The organism is Salinispora goodfellowii, assembly GCF_059570675.1.
This window is the reverse complement of the sequence record NZ_JCANTD010000036.1, coordinates 25,819-39,161: the sequence shown is the minus strand read 5'-3', so window position 1 is coordinate 39,161 and position 13,343 is coordinate 25,819. Positions and strand designations below refer to the sequence as shown.

At 68.2% G+C, this 13,343-nt stretch carries 14 protein-coding genes and 3 pseudogenes; 11 read left to right on the top strand and 6 right to left on the bottom strand.

What is annotated here, in order from left to right; all coding sequences use genetic code 11:
- Positions 1-412: pseudogene (locus tag T398_RS23205) on the top strand (methyltransferase type 11); the annotation flags it as partial.
- A 67-nt stretch (positions 413-479) separates the two neighbouring features.
- Here the strand turns inward: T398_RS23205 and T398_RS23200 are convergent.
- Positions 480-1,345 (bottom strand): annotated as a pseudogene (locus T398_RS23200) (MBL fold metallo-hydrolase).
- A 103-nt stretch (positions 1,346-1,448) separates the two neighbouring features.
- Here T398_RS23200 and T398_RS23195 point away from each other — a divergent pair.
- Positions 1,449-1,985, top strand: a complete 537-nt coding sequence (locus T398_RS23195) for a DUF397 domain-containing protein (protein ID WP_496449953.1) — start codon at positions 1,449-1,451, stop codon at positions 1,983-1,985.
- Positions 1,986-2,008: 23 nt separating this feature from the next.
- On the opposite strand, the gene T398_RS23190 is transcribed toward T398_RS23195, so the two are convergent.
- The 3 genes from T398_RS23190 to T398_RS23180 are packed head-to-tail and all read right to left on the bottom strand — an operon-like array spanning position 2,009 to position 2,633.
- A complete protein-coding gene (locus T398_RS23190) occupies positions 2,009-2,209 on the bottom strand; it encodes a flavin reductase (protein WP_496449964.1) in 201 nt (66 codons plus the stop codon).
- A 20-nt stretch (positions 2,210-2,229) separates the two neighbouring features.
- Complete coding sequence (locus T398_RS23185; RefSeq protein WP_496449952.1) at positions 2,230-2,424, bottom strand: hypothetical protein; 195 nt, start codon at positions 2,422-2,424, stop codon at positions 2,230-2,232.
- Positions 2,421-2,633: a hypothetical protein gene (locus T398_RS23180; RefSeq protein ID WP_496449950.1), complete on the bottom strand. Its 213-nt coding sequence runs from the start codon at positions 2,631-2,633 to the stop codon at positions 2,421-2,423. Before T398_RS23180 ends, T398_RS23185 begins: the two co-directional genes overlap by 4 nt.
- A 320-nt stretch (positions 2,634-2,953) precedes the next feature.
- On the opposite strand from T398_RS23180, the gene T398_RS23175 reads away from it, so the two are divergent.
- Positions 2,954-3,841, top strand: a complete 888-nt coding sequence (locus tag T398_RS23175) for a helix-turn-helix domain-containing protein (RefSeq protein WP_496449948.1) — start codon at positions 2,954-2,956, stop codon at positions 3,839-3,841.
- Positions 3,834-4,022 (top strand): DUF397 domain-containing protein, encoded by a 189-nt coding sequence (locus tag T398_RS23170; protein WP_496449946.1) that lies wholly within the window; start codon positions 3,834-3,836, stop codon positions 4,020-4,022. The genes T398_RS23175 and T398_RS23170 overlap by 8 nt, the downstream gene beginning before the upstream one ends.
- Positions 4,023-4,159: 137 nt before the next feature.
- Here the strand turns inward: T398_RS23170 and T398_RS23165 are convergent, their stop codons facing one another.
- Positions 4,160-7,975, bottom strand: coding sequence for a carbohydrate binding domain-containing protein (locus T398_RS23165; RefSeq protein ID WP_496449945.1), 3,816 nt, complete (start codon positions 7,973-7,975; stop codon positions 4,160-4,162).
- A gap of 515 nt (positions 7,976-8,490) precedes the next feature.
- On the opposite strand from T398_RS23165, the gene T398_RS23160 reads away from it, so the two are divergent.
- From T398_RS23160 to T398_RS23150, 3 genes are all read left to right on the top strand, one after another.
- Complete coding sequence (locus T398_RS23160; RefSeq protein ID WP_496449943.1) at positions 8,491-9,261, top strand: polysaccharide lyase family 7 protein; 771 nt, start codon at positions 8,491-8,493, stop codon at positions 9,259-9,261.
- 114 nt (positions 9,262-9,375) lie between these two features.
- A complete protein-coding gene (locus T398_RS23155) occupies positions 9,376-9,603 on the top strand; it encodes a type II toxin-antitoxin system Phd/YefM family antitoxin (RefSeq protein ID WP_496449963.1) in 228 nt (75 codons plus the stop codon).
- Positions 9,600-9,974 carry a type II toxin-antitoxin system VapC family toxin gene (locus tag T398_RS23150; protein WP_496449941.1) on the top strand — a complete coding sequence of 125 codons (375 nt, stop codon included), beginning with the start codon at positions 9,600-9,602 and terminating at the stop codon, positions 9,972-9,974. The genes T398_RS23155 and T398_RS23150 overlap by 4 nt, the downstream gene beginning before the upstream one ends.
- Here T398_RS23150 and T398_RS23145 read toward each other — a convergent pair.
- Positions 9,964-10,473: a hypothetical protein gene (locus T398_RS23145; protein ID WP_496449966.1), complete on the bottom strand. Its 510-nt coding sequence runs from the start codon at positions 10,471-10,473 to the stop codon at positions 9,964-9,966. The two genes, T398_RS23150 and T398_RS23145, sit on opposite strands and share 11 nt — an antisense overlap.
- On the opposite strand from T398_RS23145, the pseudogene T398_RS23140 reads away from it, so the two are divergent.
- The 4 genes and pseudogenes from T398_RS23140 to T398_RS23125 form a co-directional block, all read left to right on the top strand.
- Positions 10,373-10,577: pseudogene (locus tag T398_RS23140) on the top strand (GNAT family N-acetyltransferase); the annotation flags it as partial. The gene T398_RS23145 and the pseudogene T398_RS23140 sit on opposite strands and share 101 nt — an antisense overlap.
- Positions 10,578-10,629: 52 nt before the next feature.
- Positions 10,630-11,319 carry a response regulator gene (locus T398_RS23135; RefSeq protein ID WP_496449939.1) on the top strand — a complete coding sequence of 230 codons (690 nt, stop codon included), beginning with the start codon at positions 10,630-10,632 and terminating at the stop codon, positions 11,317-11,319.
- A gap of 14 nt (positions 11,320-11,333) precedes the next feature.
- The gene (locus T398_RS23130; RefSeq protein ID WP_496449938.1) at positions 11,334-12,815 is read left to right on the top strand and encodes an ATP-binding protein; all 1,482 of its coding nucleotides are present in this window, start codon (positions 11,334-11,336) and stop codon (positions 12,813-12,815) included.
- Positions 12,812-13,339 carry a hypothetical protein gene (locus T398_RS23125; protein ID WP_496449936.1) on the top strand — a complete coding sequence of 176 codons (528 nt, stop codon included), beginning with the start codon at positions 12,812-12,814 and terminating at the stop codon, positions 13,337-13,339. Before T398_RS23130 ends, T398_RS23125 begins: the two co-directional genes overlap by 4 nt.
- Positions 13,340-13,343: the final 4 nt, after the last annotated feature.

The window sequence follows — 13,343 nt, the reverse complement described above, 5'->3', positions numbered from 1 at the left end:
GAGCACCCCCGGCGCGTACGACCCGGGCTTCATCGCCGCGATGGACGCCCTGGCCGCGCACCTACCGGCGGAGCAGCCCCCGCCCGCGCCGACCGCCGGCCCGTTCGACGACGAACAGACGATCACGGCGACGATGGCGGCGGCCGGCCTCGACGTCGCCGCGATCAGCGAGCACCGGGTCGAGAGCAGGTTCCACGACGTGAACCACTGGATGCGGTGGATGTGGTCGCACGGCGGGCGGGCACTGCTACAACACCTGCCGGCCGATCGGCTCGACGCGGCGACCGCCGACGCGGCGCGGGTGCTGGAATCCGCCCGTACCCCCGAGGGCGACCTGACGTTGACCACCGTCGGGCGCATCACCGTCGCGACGCCCCGGCCGGGCCGCCCGGCACCTGCGGCGGCGTGGTGAAGAGGGGCAGCTGATGCCCCCAGTCCCCGGCCACGACCGTCCCCCGTCCGGGATTGTTCTGCCCCGTTCAGCGTCGGCTGTCCAGGTCCAGACGGTCGGCCAGCCCAGCGGCGGTGAAAGCGGTGACGAGTTCGTGGCGGCCCTCGGTGAAGTGGGCCCAACTGTCGTAGTGGGCGGGAACCACCCGGCGAGCGCCGAGGATTCTGGCTGCCTCAGCGGCCTGAGCACTGGTAAGGACGATGGGCGCTCCGTCGAAGAGTAGGCCAGGGAAGCGCGGGGCGCCGGCGAAGAGAATGGCTGTGTCTATTGGTCCGAAGCGCTCCGCGATCTCCCGAGCGGAGCCGAGCGAGGCGTTGTCGCCGCTGACGTAGTAGGTCGGCAGGTCCTCGCCGGTCAAGACGAAACCCACGACCTGGCCGGTGACCCGTTCAACGTCCTCGCGCGCGCCGGGTCCGTGGATGGCGGGCACACCGGTCACAGTGATCGTGCCGCCGCCGGGGCGATCCAGCTCGATCGGCTGCCAGTCGGCCAGCCCGCTGGCCCTGTCGCCCAGGCGCCGCGCGCCGCCGGGCGTGGTGAGGGTGCGGGGGACGTCGGCGAGCAGAGCCCGGCCGGAGTCGTCGAGGTTGTCCGGATGCTCGTCGTGTGAGAGCAGGACCACGTCGACGTGGCCGAGGTCGGCGACACCGCCGGAAGGGGGAGCGGTCTTGGTCAGGATCTTTTGGCCCGCCGCGTAGTAGTCACCCGGAGCGTCGAAGGTCGGATCGGTGAGGAATCTCAACCCGCCGTACTCGAAGAGGGCGGTCGGGCCGCCAAGGACACGGACGGGGAACTGCCCGGCGGTTATGTGAGCTGTAGCCACGACCAACTCCTCACGGAGAACGCCTGTCTGTCCGTGGGCTGACGGTAGTTCGACTTCGTCAACAGCGCCATCGCACTACCCGGTGGACAGTTCATCGATGGAGGTGACGTTGACGGGGCATAGCTGTGGGAGCCGCCAAGTTTGTCACGATACTGATCGAGGAGATGAATAACCGTGAGTAACCTAGTCGGCACTGTCTGGCGCAAGTCCGCCCGCAGCGGCGCGAATGGCGACTGCGTTGAGGTCGCGGACAACCTTCCTGACCTCGTGGGTGTTCGGGACTCCAAGGATCCGACCGGGCCGGCCCTGGTGTTCGGTCCGGTGGCGTGGCGGGCTTTCGTGCGCTACGTCAAGCAGCATCGACCAGCCCCAGGAAGCCCGGTTTCTGGGGGAGCGCGTGCTCCGCGTCCGCGGTCAGGGTGGAGGTTCGCGTCGCCGAGGGGGCGGGTGCGGGTCGAGCGCACTGTGCGGTGGAAGGGCAAGCGGTATATCGGTCCGGAGGACTTCTTCGTGGCGTACTTCGCTGTGGACCGGCCCTCACTGACCCGGACCGGTCTGCTCCCGGACGAGCAGGTCGAGTTGCATTCGCATGCGTGGGTGTCGTGGTCGGATCTGACCGCGCTTCCAGATCCAGTCGAGCCGCCGGAACTGTTGACAGTGCTTCGCGTGCTGCAGCCGGACGGGCCTTGGCGCGAGGCATGTAGCGGATAGCGGCGGCAGCCGTGCCACTCTGCCTAGGTCCACGACAGAAAGCGGTGATAGAGGCCGGATTCCTTGTGGACCTGTTCGAGTTGGGCGTCCGCCTCGGCCAATAGTGCCGCCAGGTAGAGACGGAGCGCGACACGGTTGTCGCGATACTCGGTCAGGAGGGCGACTCGGGCCGACGGGCAGGGCCACTCGGCCCGACAGGTCTCGCAGCCCCACCGGGGGCGCATCGGCGGATGCGGCCGGTCGATCACCGGATCGCCCCGATCACGATGGCGGTGACGACGATTACCACGATCAGCGCGGTGATCAGCTTCTGCCGGGCGGTGGGTGGGTTGATGTCCGGCGGATACTCCGGGTGCACCCGGTCACCGTCCGGCAATCGGGGTGGGCCGGACGGGTCACGGCGGGGACGCAACTCCTCGGGTCTGTTGTGGTCGGTCATTGAAGCCTCCGCAGCCCGGTGAGCACAGCTTCAAGGACTTCGTTTGTGGGGTGCTCGGTGTAGCCGACGCGGGCCCGACCGACCGCGCGAAGGCCGGACAGCAGCAGCTCAAGATCCTCCTCAGACCTGATGGGCGGACGCTGGGGTTCGATCAATTCAGCGAGTGCGGCTCGAGATGTCCGTTTTGGTAAGTCCTCTGCAATGTTCATCGTCGCCTCCTATCGAACCTGGAGCGGGGGTGGTCGTGGGATCGCAAGCAGCGTTTTGTTTCGCCGCACGTCGGGCACCAAGCGCCAGACTTTCGAGAGATCAACAGTCCTATGGCTAGGCCAATCACCAGCGTCAACACAGCGGCAGTTATGGACACCTCGGCCTCCCGATGGCACGTCGATGTCATCATGCTGCCCTCAGGGGGAAGGTGATGCAATATTCCATGGTGGGGTTTGCTGGAGAATGTTGACCGTGGCGGAAGCTTCTTGGAAAGTATTCCATCGAGCGTGTGCGTGTGTTCCGCCACGGAAGGAGGGTCATGGAAGCAGATGCAGGATCGACGGTGCCCCGAAGGCAGCTTGGTAGGTTTCTGCGGTCGCAACGGGAGAGTGCCAACATCACGATCAAGGCGGCGGCGGATGAGTTGGAGTGCAGCCCGCAGAAGATCTGGCGCATTGAGAAGGGGTCCGTCCCGGTTCGTGCTACTGATGTCAAGATCCTCTGCCAGCTTTACGAGGCCACAGCGGACATGACGGCAGGTTTGGTCGCCCTGGCACGAGAAACCAAGGCCAAAGGGTGGTGGCACGCGTACGGGGACGCCGTCCCGGGTTGGTTTGAGCTGTATGTGGGCCTAGAGGGTGCTGCCACCCGGATACGCAAGTACGAGCCGGCGTTGATCCCCGGTCTACTTCAGGCGCACGCGTACATGGAATCGGTGGTCCGAGCTGATCGGCCTGACCTGGAAGATGCGGATGTCGAGCGACGTATGGCGGTGAAGCTGGAGCGGCAGGGCCTACTGTCACGTCACTTCCCCCCGCCGCCCCATCTGGAGGTGATCATCTGTGAAGGGGCGCTGCGGCGTACCCCCGCTGTTCCTGGCGCAATGGCACAGCAGTTGTGGCACCTGCTCAAGGCGAACGAGCGACCCCACGTCAGTGTGAGGGCACTGCCCCTTGGGGCCGGACCACATCGAGCATCGGTTTCGGGGGCGTTCACTATCTTGGACTTCCCGCCAGACGAGGCGGGTAGACACGAGCCGTCGACCATATACAGTGAGTCACTGACGGGGGCGCTCTACCTCGACAAGCCCGGCGAGACCGAAACGTACGATGCAGTGTGGGCAGAGCTAGCGGAAAAGGCTCTTGACCCGGACGAGGCAGACAAGTTTGTAACCACACTGATCGAGGAGATGAATAACCGTGAGTAACCTAGTCGGCGCTGTCTGGCGCAAGTCCACCCGCAGCGGCGCGAATGGCGACTGCGTTGAGGTCGCGGACAACCTTTCTGACCTCGTGGGTGTTCGGGACTCCAAGGATCCGACCGGGCCGGCCCTGGTGTTCGGTCCGGCGGCGTGGCGGGTCTTCGTGCACCACGTCAAGCAGCACTGACCAGCCCCAGGAAGCCCGGTTTCCGGGGAACCTGACGACAGCCGAAGGCCCGGCCCACTCGCGGGCCGGGCCTTCGTGTTGTGGTGGGGCGGCGTCCCGGATCCGGTTGAACCCGGGCGCCGCCCACCTGGCTACGGTCAGCCGGCCGCGATCCGCCAGGCCGCGGCGAGCTTCCACGTCGCGGTGGTCGGCTTGCCGGTCAGGAGCGCGTGCTCCGCGTCCGCGGTCAGGGTGGAGGTCCGCGTCGCCGAGGGGGCGGTGACACCCTCCCGTACGATCGCCGCCTGCGTGACATCTCGGAGCGTCGACACCAGCAGTTTGTGCTGTGCCGCGTTGTCCTGGCCGCTGAAGGCCAGCAGGGTGGAGACCACCGTCAGTTCGGTGACCACCCGCGGCTCGTCGCGGACCGAGCCGTCGTCCTGCCAGGAGCGCTCGTTGCGCAGCGACCGGTCCAGCACCTGCACCGCGGCCCGGGTCCAGCCGTCCTGCTCGATCTCGGCCAGCTCGGCCCGCAGGTCGTGCAGCCGGTCCCGGGTCGCGTCGGTGCGCAGGCCCCAGCCGTACGGGTAGAGCGGGTCGTAGCTGGCGTCGCCGACGTTGATCGGCTCCTGGTCCAACGAACGCGGCCAGGAGACCGGCAGTTGACCGGTGAAGGGCTGCTCGCCGAAGAGTACGTCGGCGACGCCGGCCCCCTCGGTGCCGGGCAGCCAGGAGGCCACCACGGCGTCGGCGGGGGCGAGCGCGTCGTCGAGCACGAGCGGCCGACCGGAGATCACCAGTACGACGCAGTTGTCCACCGCTGAGCAGACCGTGTTGACCGTGTCCTGCTCGGCGGCGCTCAACGTCATGGTGAAGCCGTTGTTGCCGACGTCGCCGATGCCCTCCGCGTACGGCTGTTCGCCCACCACGACGACGGCCCGATCGTGTCCGTCCAGCGAGGCGGAGGCGTCGGTGCTGTAGGTGACCTCGGCGTCCGGCGCGACCTGTTGGATGCCGTCGAGGATGCTGGTGCCGGGGGTGATGTCGCCGTTGCCGCCCTGCCAGGTGATGGTCCAGCCGCCGGCCTGCGCGCCGATGTCGTCGGCGTTGGCGCCGGCGACGTAGAGCTTGCCGGTGCTGGCCAGCGGTAGCACCTGACCGGTGTTGCGGAGCAGCACCTGGGACTTCGCGGCGGCCTCGCGGGCCACCGCCCGGTTCTCGGGCGAGCCCACCTCGGCCAGGTTGGTCCGGTCGGTGAACGGCTGCTCGAAGAGTCCGAGGTGGAACTTCTGGGTCAGGATTCGGCTGACCGCGTCGTCGATGCGGGACATCGGAATGTTCCCGGCCTCGATCTCGCCGAGCAGCGTCTCCTCGAAGCGCTGGTACTCGTTCGGCACCATGATCATGTCTAGCCCGGCGTTGATCGAGATGCGGACGTCGCTGTCGTAGTCCCCGGGGATCTGGTCGATCGCGGCGTAGTCGCTGATCAGGAAGCCGTCGAAGCCGATCTCCTCCTTCAGGACGTCGGTGAGCAGCTCCTTGTGGGCGTGCATCTTGACCGGGTTGCCGACCCCGTCGTCGGTGAAGTCGACACTGGAGTACGACGGCATGATCGTTCCCGCGTTGTGCTTTCGCACCGCCGGAATGTATGGGTCCAGGTGGACCCGGTCGAACTCCTCCCGGCTCATGACGACGACGCCCTGGTCGATCGGGTACCCCCCGTCGCCCGGCCGGTACTCGGTCCCGCCGTCGCCGGCGTAGTGCTTCACCGAGGCGAGCACCCGGTCGGCGTCCTTCCGGTCGGCCAGCTCGTGGCCCTGGAGCCCGTCGATCACCGTCTCGTTGGCGACCACCAGCGCCGGGTCCTCCCCGTACGCCTCGTAGGTGCGCCCCCACCGGTCGTCGCGGGCCACGCAGGCGCAGGGTGCGAACGACCACTGCGGACCGGTGGCCCGGGTCTCCTCGGCGGTGACGTGCCCGACTCGTTCGACCAGCTCCGGGTCGCGGGCCGCGCCGAGCCCGATGTTGTGCGGGAAGATCGTGGTGCCCTGGACGTTGCTGTGACCGTGCACCGCGTCAACGCCGTAGAGCAGCGGGATCTGCAGCCGGGTCTGCAACGTGTACGTCTGGTAGCCGTCGACCATGTCCGCCCATGCCTCCGGGGTGTTCGGGGTGGGCGTCGAGCCACCACCGGAGAGCAGCGAGCCGAGTCGCCAGGTGGCCAGGTCGTTCGGCGAGTCGAGGGCGTTCCGCTCGGCCTGGGTCATCTGGCCGACCTTGTCCTCGACCGACATCCGTCCGAGCAGGTCGGCGACCCGCTCCTCAATCGGCCGGGTCTCGTCCAGGTACGGCAGGCCGTGCGCGTTGAGCACGATGTTCGGCGGGTTTTCGGGGACGGCGATGCCGTTGCCGGTCAGCGTCAGCGGGATGTTCTCCGCCAGCTCCGGCTGCTCGTCGGAGCGGGTCTGGACGGTGACCTGCCGGGTGGTTCCGGAGGCGGTGCCGGCGGGGAAGACGAACTCTCCCTCGACCGGCTCGTAGTCCTCGCCGGGGGTGGCCGTGCCGGCGCCGGTGGCGTACCGCAGGGTCACCTCGTCGTCCAACGGCGCGTCATCGGTGTTGGTGAGCCGGATCGTGACGGTGGTCGACTCGCCCTCGTCGAGGAGGCTGACCGCGGGGTCAGCGGCCACCCGCACCGTCGGCCCGACCTGCGGGACGCCGTAGACCTCAACGTCGTCGATGCGGAAGGTGTCGGCGTACCCGGAGCGGGGCTGCATCGCGTAGCCCCACATCTGGTCGAGGTCCAGCTCCTGGTTGATGCCGCCGATGGGTTGGTAGTCGGTGCGGTACTTGAACTGCGAGAACGGGAGCTCGACCAGGCGCCAGCCGACCCAGTCCTCGGTGAAGCTGGTGATCCAGAGCTCGCTGTGGTCGACGTCTACCCCGCCGTCTTTGATCTCCACGTCGATGCGACGCCCGGCGCCGGGCGCGGCCGGTGGCACGGTCAGCGGGCTGAAGTACCAGAACCGGAACCCGCCGAAGCTGCTCCAGTCCTGCGGTTCGGTGTTGAAGCTGAGGTTCTGCGCGAAGCCGGCCCAACTGGTGGTCGTGTCGACGGCCACGGAGAGGGCCTGGTTGTCGGCGGGCGTGCCGTCGCGGGCGGCGTTGACGTAGCTCAGTTCCGGGATGCGGGAGTCGTCACCGCTGAAGGTGATGATGCCGGGCTGCTCAGCGGGCGGGTTGAGCTGTGGCTGTGGGGCCTCGAAGTCGGCGACCGTCGCCACGTTGGTGAAGAGCTCCACCTGGTCGAAGTGCAGTTCTCCGGCGCCCTGCGGCAGGTTTACCGCGAAGCCCCACATCCGGTCGAGCTGCAACTCCTTGTCCTTGGGGCCGTCCGCCGGCTGGTAGCTGGTGCGCCAGGCGAAGTCGGGGAAGATCGTCCGGATCTGTTGCCAACCGGTGGAGTCGTCGATGAAGAATGACTCCCACAGCTCCGACGCCTCACCGTGCTCGCCGCCGTCCTTGATCTCGAACTGGATCTGCCGGCCGCTGCCGTCCCCCTTCACCCAGAACGAGAAGCCGTCGTACGCCCGCCAGTCCTGGTGCCCGTCCGGCGCGATGAAGTTGTGGGTGAAGCCACCCCAACCCTCGATGTCGTACCGGACGGAGAAGGCGTCGTTGTCGCCGCCCGCGCCGGGCCGGTCGTCGCTCGCGACGGTGCCCACCTCGGGCCGTTCGGGATCGCTGGAGGCGAAGAGTAGAACCTCGGGGGGTACGCCGTCCTCGTAGTCCTCGACGGTCTGCACGGCGCCGGCCGGCGCTGGCGCGACGGCGGTGTTGGCGGCGGGGGCCGGGTCCGGTAGCGCCTGCGCGGCCCCGGGCAGGACCAGCAGGGATCCGGTGAGGGTGAGGGTGAGTAGGGCGGCGGTTCGGGTACGTAAGCCGCCCCGCCTGCGATCAGGTTCTGGATGCACGATGCCTCCTGTGGATGGGGGTAGGGGTGCGCAGGCAGGGGGGTCGACCGCGCGCCGTCGGCTCGTGGTGGATGGTAGGGAGCGCCCATTACTGGTGGTGAGTGGTGCGCCTCGGTCAGCGATGAGAACGCTCCCATCGATTGTTGTAAGCTACAACATATTGGCTCGCGCCGTTTTGAGGAAGTAACAGGTAGGTAACGAGTGGGTGGTGGGGCTGAGGTCTCGCCCTCGCCCCCGAGTTCACCCGTGCTCGCAGTCGCGCCCGCCCGCTCGGTCGGGCTGTGGTGCTCCCCGGTGCGGTCGGTGGGTGGGTTGTCGTGTGGCGCGCGACGGTCGCGGTATTAATTGACGCACATCAGGCGTTTCCGTTAATCTTTTAGAAACTGGCGTCGCACAGTTAACACATGTGAATATCGCTCAACTGATCTGGAATTACTGAGCGCGCCGCGCGGTTTGCTAATGCCTGCCCGTACCTGGTGCCGGCACTACCAGTGCCCGTCGGGAGGTACCCAGCAATGAAGATCGCACCTGCGTACCGGCTCGTCACCGCCGTCTTGGCCACGGTGGCGATCACGGCTGCCCTCGTCGTGACCACCGGCACCGCTGCCGCAGCCCCCTGCGACTACCCCGCCCAGAAGCTTGACCTCACCAGTTGGAAGGTCACCCTGCCGACCGGCTCGCCCGGCTCGCCGACCGAGGTTAAGCAGCCGGCCCTCGCCACCTACTCGGTGCATCCCTGGTTCCAGGTGAACCACAGCTGTCAGGGGGTGCAGTTCCGCGCCCCGGTCAACGGGGTGACCACCTCCGGCTCCAGCTACTCGCGCTCCGAGCTGCGCGAGATGACCAACAACGGGACGCGGCAGGCCGCCTGGTCGGCCACCTCGGGCACCCACACCCTGACCTTCCGGTTGGCGTTCAACCGGCTCCCCAATGACAAGCCGCACGTCGTCGGTGCCCAGATCCACGACGGTAACGACGACGTCACCACCTTCCGCCTCCAGGGCAGCAACCTCTACATCACCAAGGGAAACGACAGCGACTACAAGCTGATCACCAGCAACTATCAACTGCACACGGTCTTCGAGGGGAGATTCGTGGTCAGTGGGGGGCAGGTCCGGGCCTACTACAACGGTGCCCTCCAGGCGACCATCGGGCACACGGGATCCAGTAACTTCTTCAAGGCCGGGGCCTACACCCTGGCCAACTGCGGCAACTCCGCTCCGTGTAGTAGCTCCAACTACGGACAGGCGAGCATGTACAAACTGGTGGTTACTCATTATTCGTAGCGTGCTGGGCGTCGCCCGGACTGCTTCCCGATCAGCGAAGCTGTCCGGCGCTGTCGGCTAAGGTGTTAGCTAACCCGGGAGGTGGCCGTCTTGACCGAAGCTGTGCACTACAACATGCATGACGCCAAGACTCACCTGTCGCGCATCATCGAGCGGGTGGAAGGCGGTGAGGAGGTCTTCATCGACCGGGCGGGCACCCCGGTAGCGAAAGTCGTGCCGTTGGTGCGCCGGGTCAACCGCACCGCGATCGGCTCCCTCGCGGGGCAGCTGGACCTCTCCGGTGAATGGGACTCGCCGCAAACCAATGACGATATCGCCAACAGCTTCGGCATCGGCGCATGAGCCTGTTACTGGATACCCACGTCGCGCTCTGGGCCATTACCGGTGATGCGAACCTGGACCCGGCATTCCTTGATCGGCTTCGTCATGACCCGGATATCTTCCTTTCTCCGGTCACCCTCTGGGAGATCACCATCAAGCAGGCGGCGGGGAAGCTCGCCGGTCCCTCCGACCTCGCGGAGCGGGTCCGAGGCATGGGCTTTCAGGAACTGCCGGTGACGCACGCCCACGCGATCGCCGCTGGGCGCCTCCCACCTCATCACCGCGATCCCTTCGACCGGATGCTGGTGGCGCAGGCAGCCGTGGAAGGAATGACGCTGGCCTCTCGTGACGGGTCGATCGCGCGGGACGACGTGGACCTCCTCAAGGTCTGACCAGCGCGCCACCGCCCGGCGCAGTGCAGCGAGAGCACCGCTGAGGTGGCGCCGACGGCGACGAAGGGGGCGTCCCGCAGCGCTGGCCCGAGACCCCGCTTCGGGCGGCCGGCACCGGCCCGGGCGGAAACGGAGGCAATCGCATGATCAGTATCGCGGAGAGTGCGAACGTCGCGGCATTGCCGAGCACCAGCAGCTGGTACGCCGCCCGGGTGTCGGCCACCAGGGCGAGCCCTGCCAGGACCGCGCCGACACCGGTGCCCAGGTTCGCCACCGCGCGTAGGGTCGCGAAGGCACGTACCCGTCCCAGTGGGCCGCCGACGGCCGCGACCAGGGCGGGGCCAGGGTCCGCAGCGGCCCGGCTGGCGGGATCGGCGAGTTCCCCGGCCAGCGGCTCACCGGCCACCCAGCGCATCGTGGTGGAGCCGGACGTGCGCAACGAGACCGCGCTGCGTCGGCTACGGATCGAAGGGTTCACCTTCGCCGCGTAGATCGGCATGCCTGACAAGCGGGCCCAACTGGCTTTCTGACCAAGCCCGGTTCGAAGCCGACCATCCGGCCTCGGCGGGGATAGGGGGCATTCGCCGCTGCGTGTTGAATTAGGTTGCCCTCCACACGTGAAACCGATTCGGCGCAAGATGCGATACTCGGCGACATGTCCCGCGTTCTACTGATTGAAGATCATCTAACGGTGCGTGAGGGGCTCCAGCTGGCATTGGCCCGGCAGGGCCACACGGTGGACGCGGTGGCGACCGGCGAGCAGGGACTGGCCCATGTGCACGAGGACGCCTGCGATGTCGTCGTCCTCGACCTCATGCTGCCGGGGATGGACGGGTTCGAGGTCTGCCAGCGGATCCGGAGCCTCGGCGACCTCCCGATCATCATGCTCACCGCCCGCAACGACGACATCGACATTGTGGCGGGCCTGGAGGCGGGCGCCGACGACTACGTGGTGAAGCCGGTGCGGGCCCGGGTGCTGGAGGCGCGAATCCGTGCGGTCCTCCGGCGGACCGGGGGCGAGACCCGGCGGAGCGGCGGCGAGCCGGTGGAGCGGCACGGCGCTCTGACGATCGACCGCGCCGCGCTGGTGGTCCGTAGGAACGGCGTGCCGGTCGGTCTCGCGCCGACCGAGCTGCGCCTGCTGCTCGAGCTCTCCCGCGCGCCGGGCCAGGTGCTGAGCCGGCAGCAGCTGCTGGAGGCCGTGTGGGAGCACGGCTATCTCGGCGACTCGCGACTCGTGGACGCCTGCGTCCAGCGCCTGCGGGCCAAGATCGAGGATGACTCCTCGAAGCCGGTCCTCGTGCAGACGGTACGCGGGTTCGGGTACCGGTTCGGGCCGCTGTGAGGCGTTGGCGCCGGGTGGTGGGTCGCGCCTGGAGTCTCCGGGTCCGGCTGTTGCTGGCCTTCGTGCTGCTGGGTCTGACGACCACGGCGGTGGTGGCCAGCAGTAGCTACTTCCAGGCGCGGAGAGTCATCCTCCAGCAGGCGCAGGACGACGCGGCGGTGTCGCTGACCAAGCAACTCAGCAAGCTGTACCCGTTGGGCCAGCTCCCGCCGACCCAGGAGCAGCTCGACGAGATGGCCGAGGTCCTGTCCAGTGAGGGCTGGCCCGTGGTGCTTCAGTACCACGAGATGCGGACGTGGAGCCGCCAGGTGTCGCCATTGCTCACCCCAGAGTTGCAGCAGGCGGTCGGGGCGCGCGTCGTGGCCTGGCAACGCGTCTCGCAGGACGGCTTTCCCGTTCTTCTCATCGGGACCCAGCTCCTGCTGGAACACCCGGATGGGCGGTCCAGAGCCTCCGGGCTGGAGGTCTACGCCGGTCGGAGCCTCTTGTCGGAGCAGCAGAGCATCGACCGGCTCGCCGCCCTGGCCTGGATAGCCGGTGGGCTGTCAATGATCCTCGCGGTCCTGCTGGCCCTGGTCGCGGCGGCCGGGGTGCTGACCCCCGTACGCGAACTGGGTCGGGCCGCGCAGCGGCTTGGCGAGGGTGATCTGACGACCCGGCTGCGCGTCCGAGGTGCCGACGAACTGGCCGAGGTGGCGAGGACCTTCAACGGCACCGCTCAGACGCTGGAGCGGCAGTTCATTGAGCTGCGCCGAATGGAGTCCGACGCGCGACGCTTCGTGGCCGACGTCTCGCATGAGCTTCGTACGCCGCTGGCCGCGATGTCAGCGGTCACCGACGTCCTGGACGAGGAGGTGGGCGGGTTGACCGGGGACGCCGGCCGGGCTGCCCGACTCATCAGTACGGAGACGCAGAACCTGGCCCGGCTGGTGGACGATCTCATTGAGGTCAGCAGGTTCGACTCGGGTACGGCGCGACTCGCCCTGGATGACGTGGACGTGGCCGCGGCCCTGACCGCGACGCTGCGCGCGCGGGGCTGGGCCGACCGGGTCCGGATGGAGCTACCGGAGGGGATCATGGCCCGCCTGGACCCGCGTCGGTTGGACGTTATCGTCGCCAACCTGGTCGGTAACGCCTTCCGACATGGTGCCGAACCGGTGTCACTGCGGCTGCATGACGAGCCGGACTGGTTCACTGTCGAGGTCGCCGACCACGGACCTGGTCTGGACCCGGAGGTGCTGCCACACGTGTTCGAGCGGTTCTACAAGGCGGACTCGGCCCGGACCCGGTCCGAGGGCAGCGGCCTGGGGCTGGCGATCGCGTGGGAGAACGCTCGGCTGCACCGGCACACCGGGCAGCCGGGAAGCCTCACCGTCGCCAACGTGTCGACCGCCGGCAGCGCGTCGACGGCCGGGACCGTGTCGACCGGCGGCGCCGTGTTCACGCTCCGCCTGCCGCGGGTGGCGGAGGAGCCCGGCGACGGAGCCGGACGGTGATCGGCCGCCCGGCGGCCCGGAGACGCCCGGCGGCCCGGAGACGCCCGGCGGCCCGGAGTCGAGCCGCGGTGCTCCTGGTGCTGGTCACCCTGCTCGCCGCGGGATGCGGGGTCCAGCCCAGCGGGGTGATCTGGGGAGGTCCCGCCGTGCGTGGACCGGCCGAGGGCGTCAGCCTCTACCTGGTCCGGAACGGAACTCTCGCGTTGGTGATCCGCCCGGTCGCGCCGGACCTACCCCCCGCCGAGGTGCTTCGGCTCCTGGCGGCGGGCCCAACGGTGCACGAACGTCGCGAGGGGTTCACGAGCGAGGTACCCGCCGACGCCGCTCCGGCCGAGGTCGCCCCGAGCGCCGACGGTGCCCACCTCGTGGTGACATTGTCGAGCCCGGTTACCACGTTGTCAGTGCACGGCGTCCGGCAGATCCTCTGCACCGTGGACCGCGCGGCCGCCAGTGCCGGGCAGCTCGCCACGGTCACCCTGCATGGCTCCGACGGCCACCTGAGCCCCCAGTCCTGTCCCAACTAGCCGG

Excerpts from the sequence above, each read along its gene's own strand:
- T398_RS23175 (WP_496449948.1), top strand. The coding sequence starts at position 2,954 with ATGGAAGCAGATGCAGGATCGACGGTGCCCCGAAGGCAGCTTGGTAGG.
- T398_RS23155 (WP_496449963.1), top strand. The coding sequence starts at position 9,376 with ATGCATGACGCCAAGACTCACCTGTCGCGCATCATCGAGCGGGTGGAA.
- T398_RS23180 (WP_496449950.1), bottom strand. The coding sequence starts at position 2,633 with ATGAACATTGCAGAGGACTTACCAAAACGGACATCTCGAGCCGCACTC.
- T398_RS23150 (WP_496449941.1), top strand. The coding sequence starts at position 9,600 with ATGAGCCTGTTACTGGATACCCACGTCGCGCTCTGGGCCATTACCGGT.
- T398_RS23160 (WP_496449943.1), top strand. The coding sequence starts at position 8,491 with ATGAAGATCGCACCTGCGTACCGGCTCGTCACCGCCGTCTTGGCCACG.
- T398_RS23135 (WP_496449939.1), top strand. The coding sequence starts at position 10,630 with ATGTCCCGCGTTCTACTGATTGAAGATCATCTAACGGTGCGTGAGGGG.
- T398_RS23145 (WP_496449966.1), bottom strand. The coding sequence starts at position 10,473 with ATGCCGATCTACGCGGCGAAGGTGAACCCTTCGATCCGTAGCCGACGC.
- T398_RS23185 (WP_496449952.1), bottom strand. The coding sequence starts at position 2,424 with ATGACCGACCACAACAGACCCGAGGAGTTGCGTCCCCGCCGTGACCCG.
- T398_RS23190 (WP_496449964.1), bottom strand. The coding sequence starts at position 2,209 with ATGCGCCCCCGGTGGGGCTGCGAGACCTGTCGGGCCGAGTGGCCCTGC.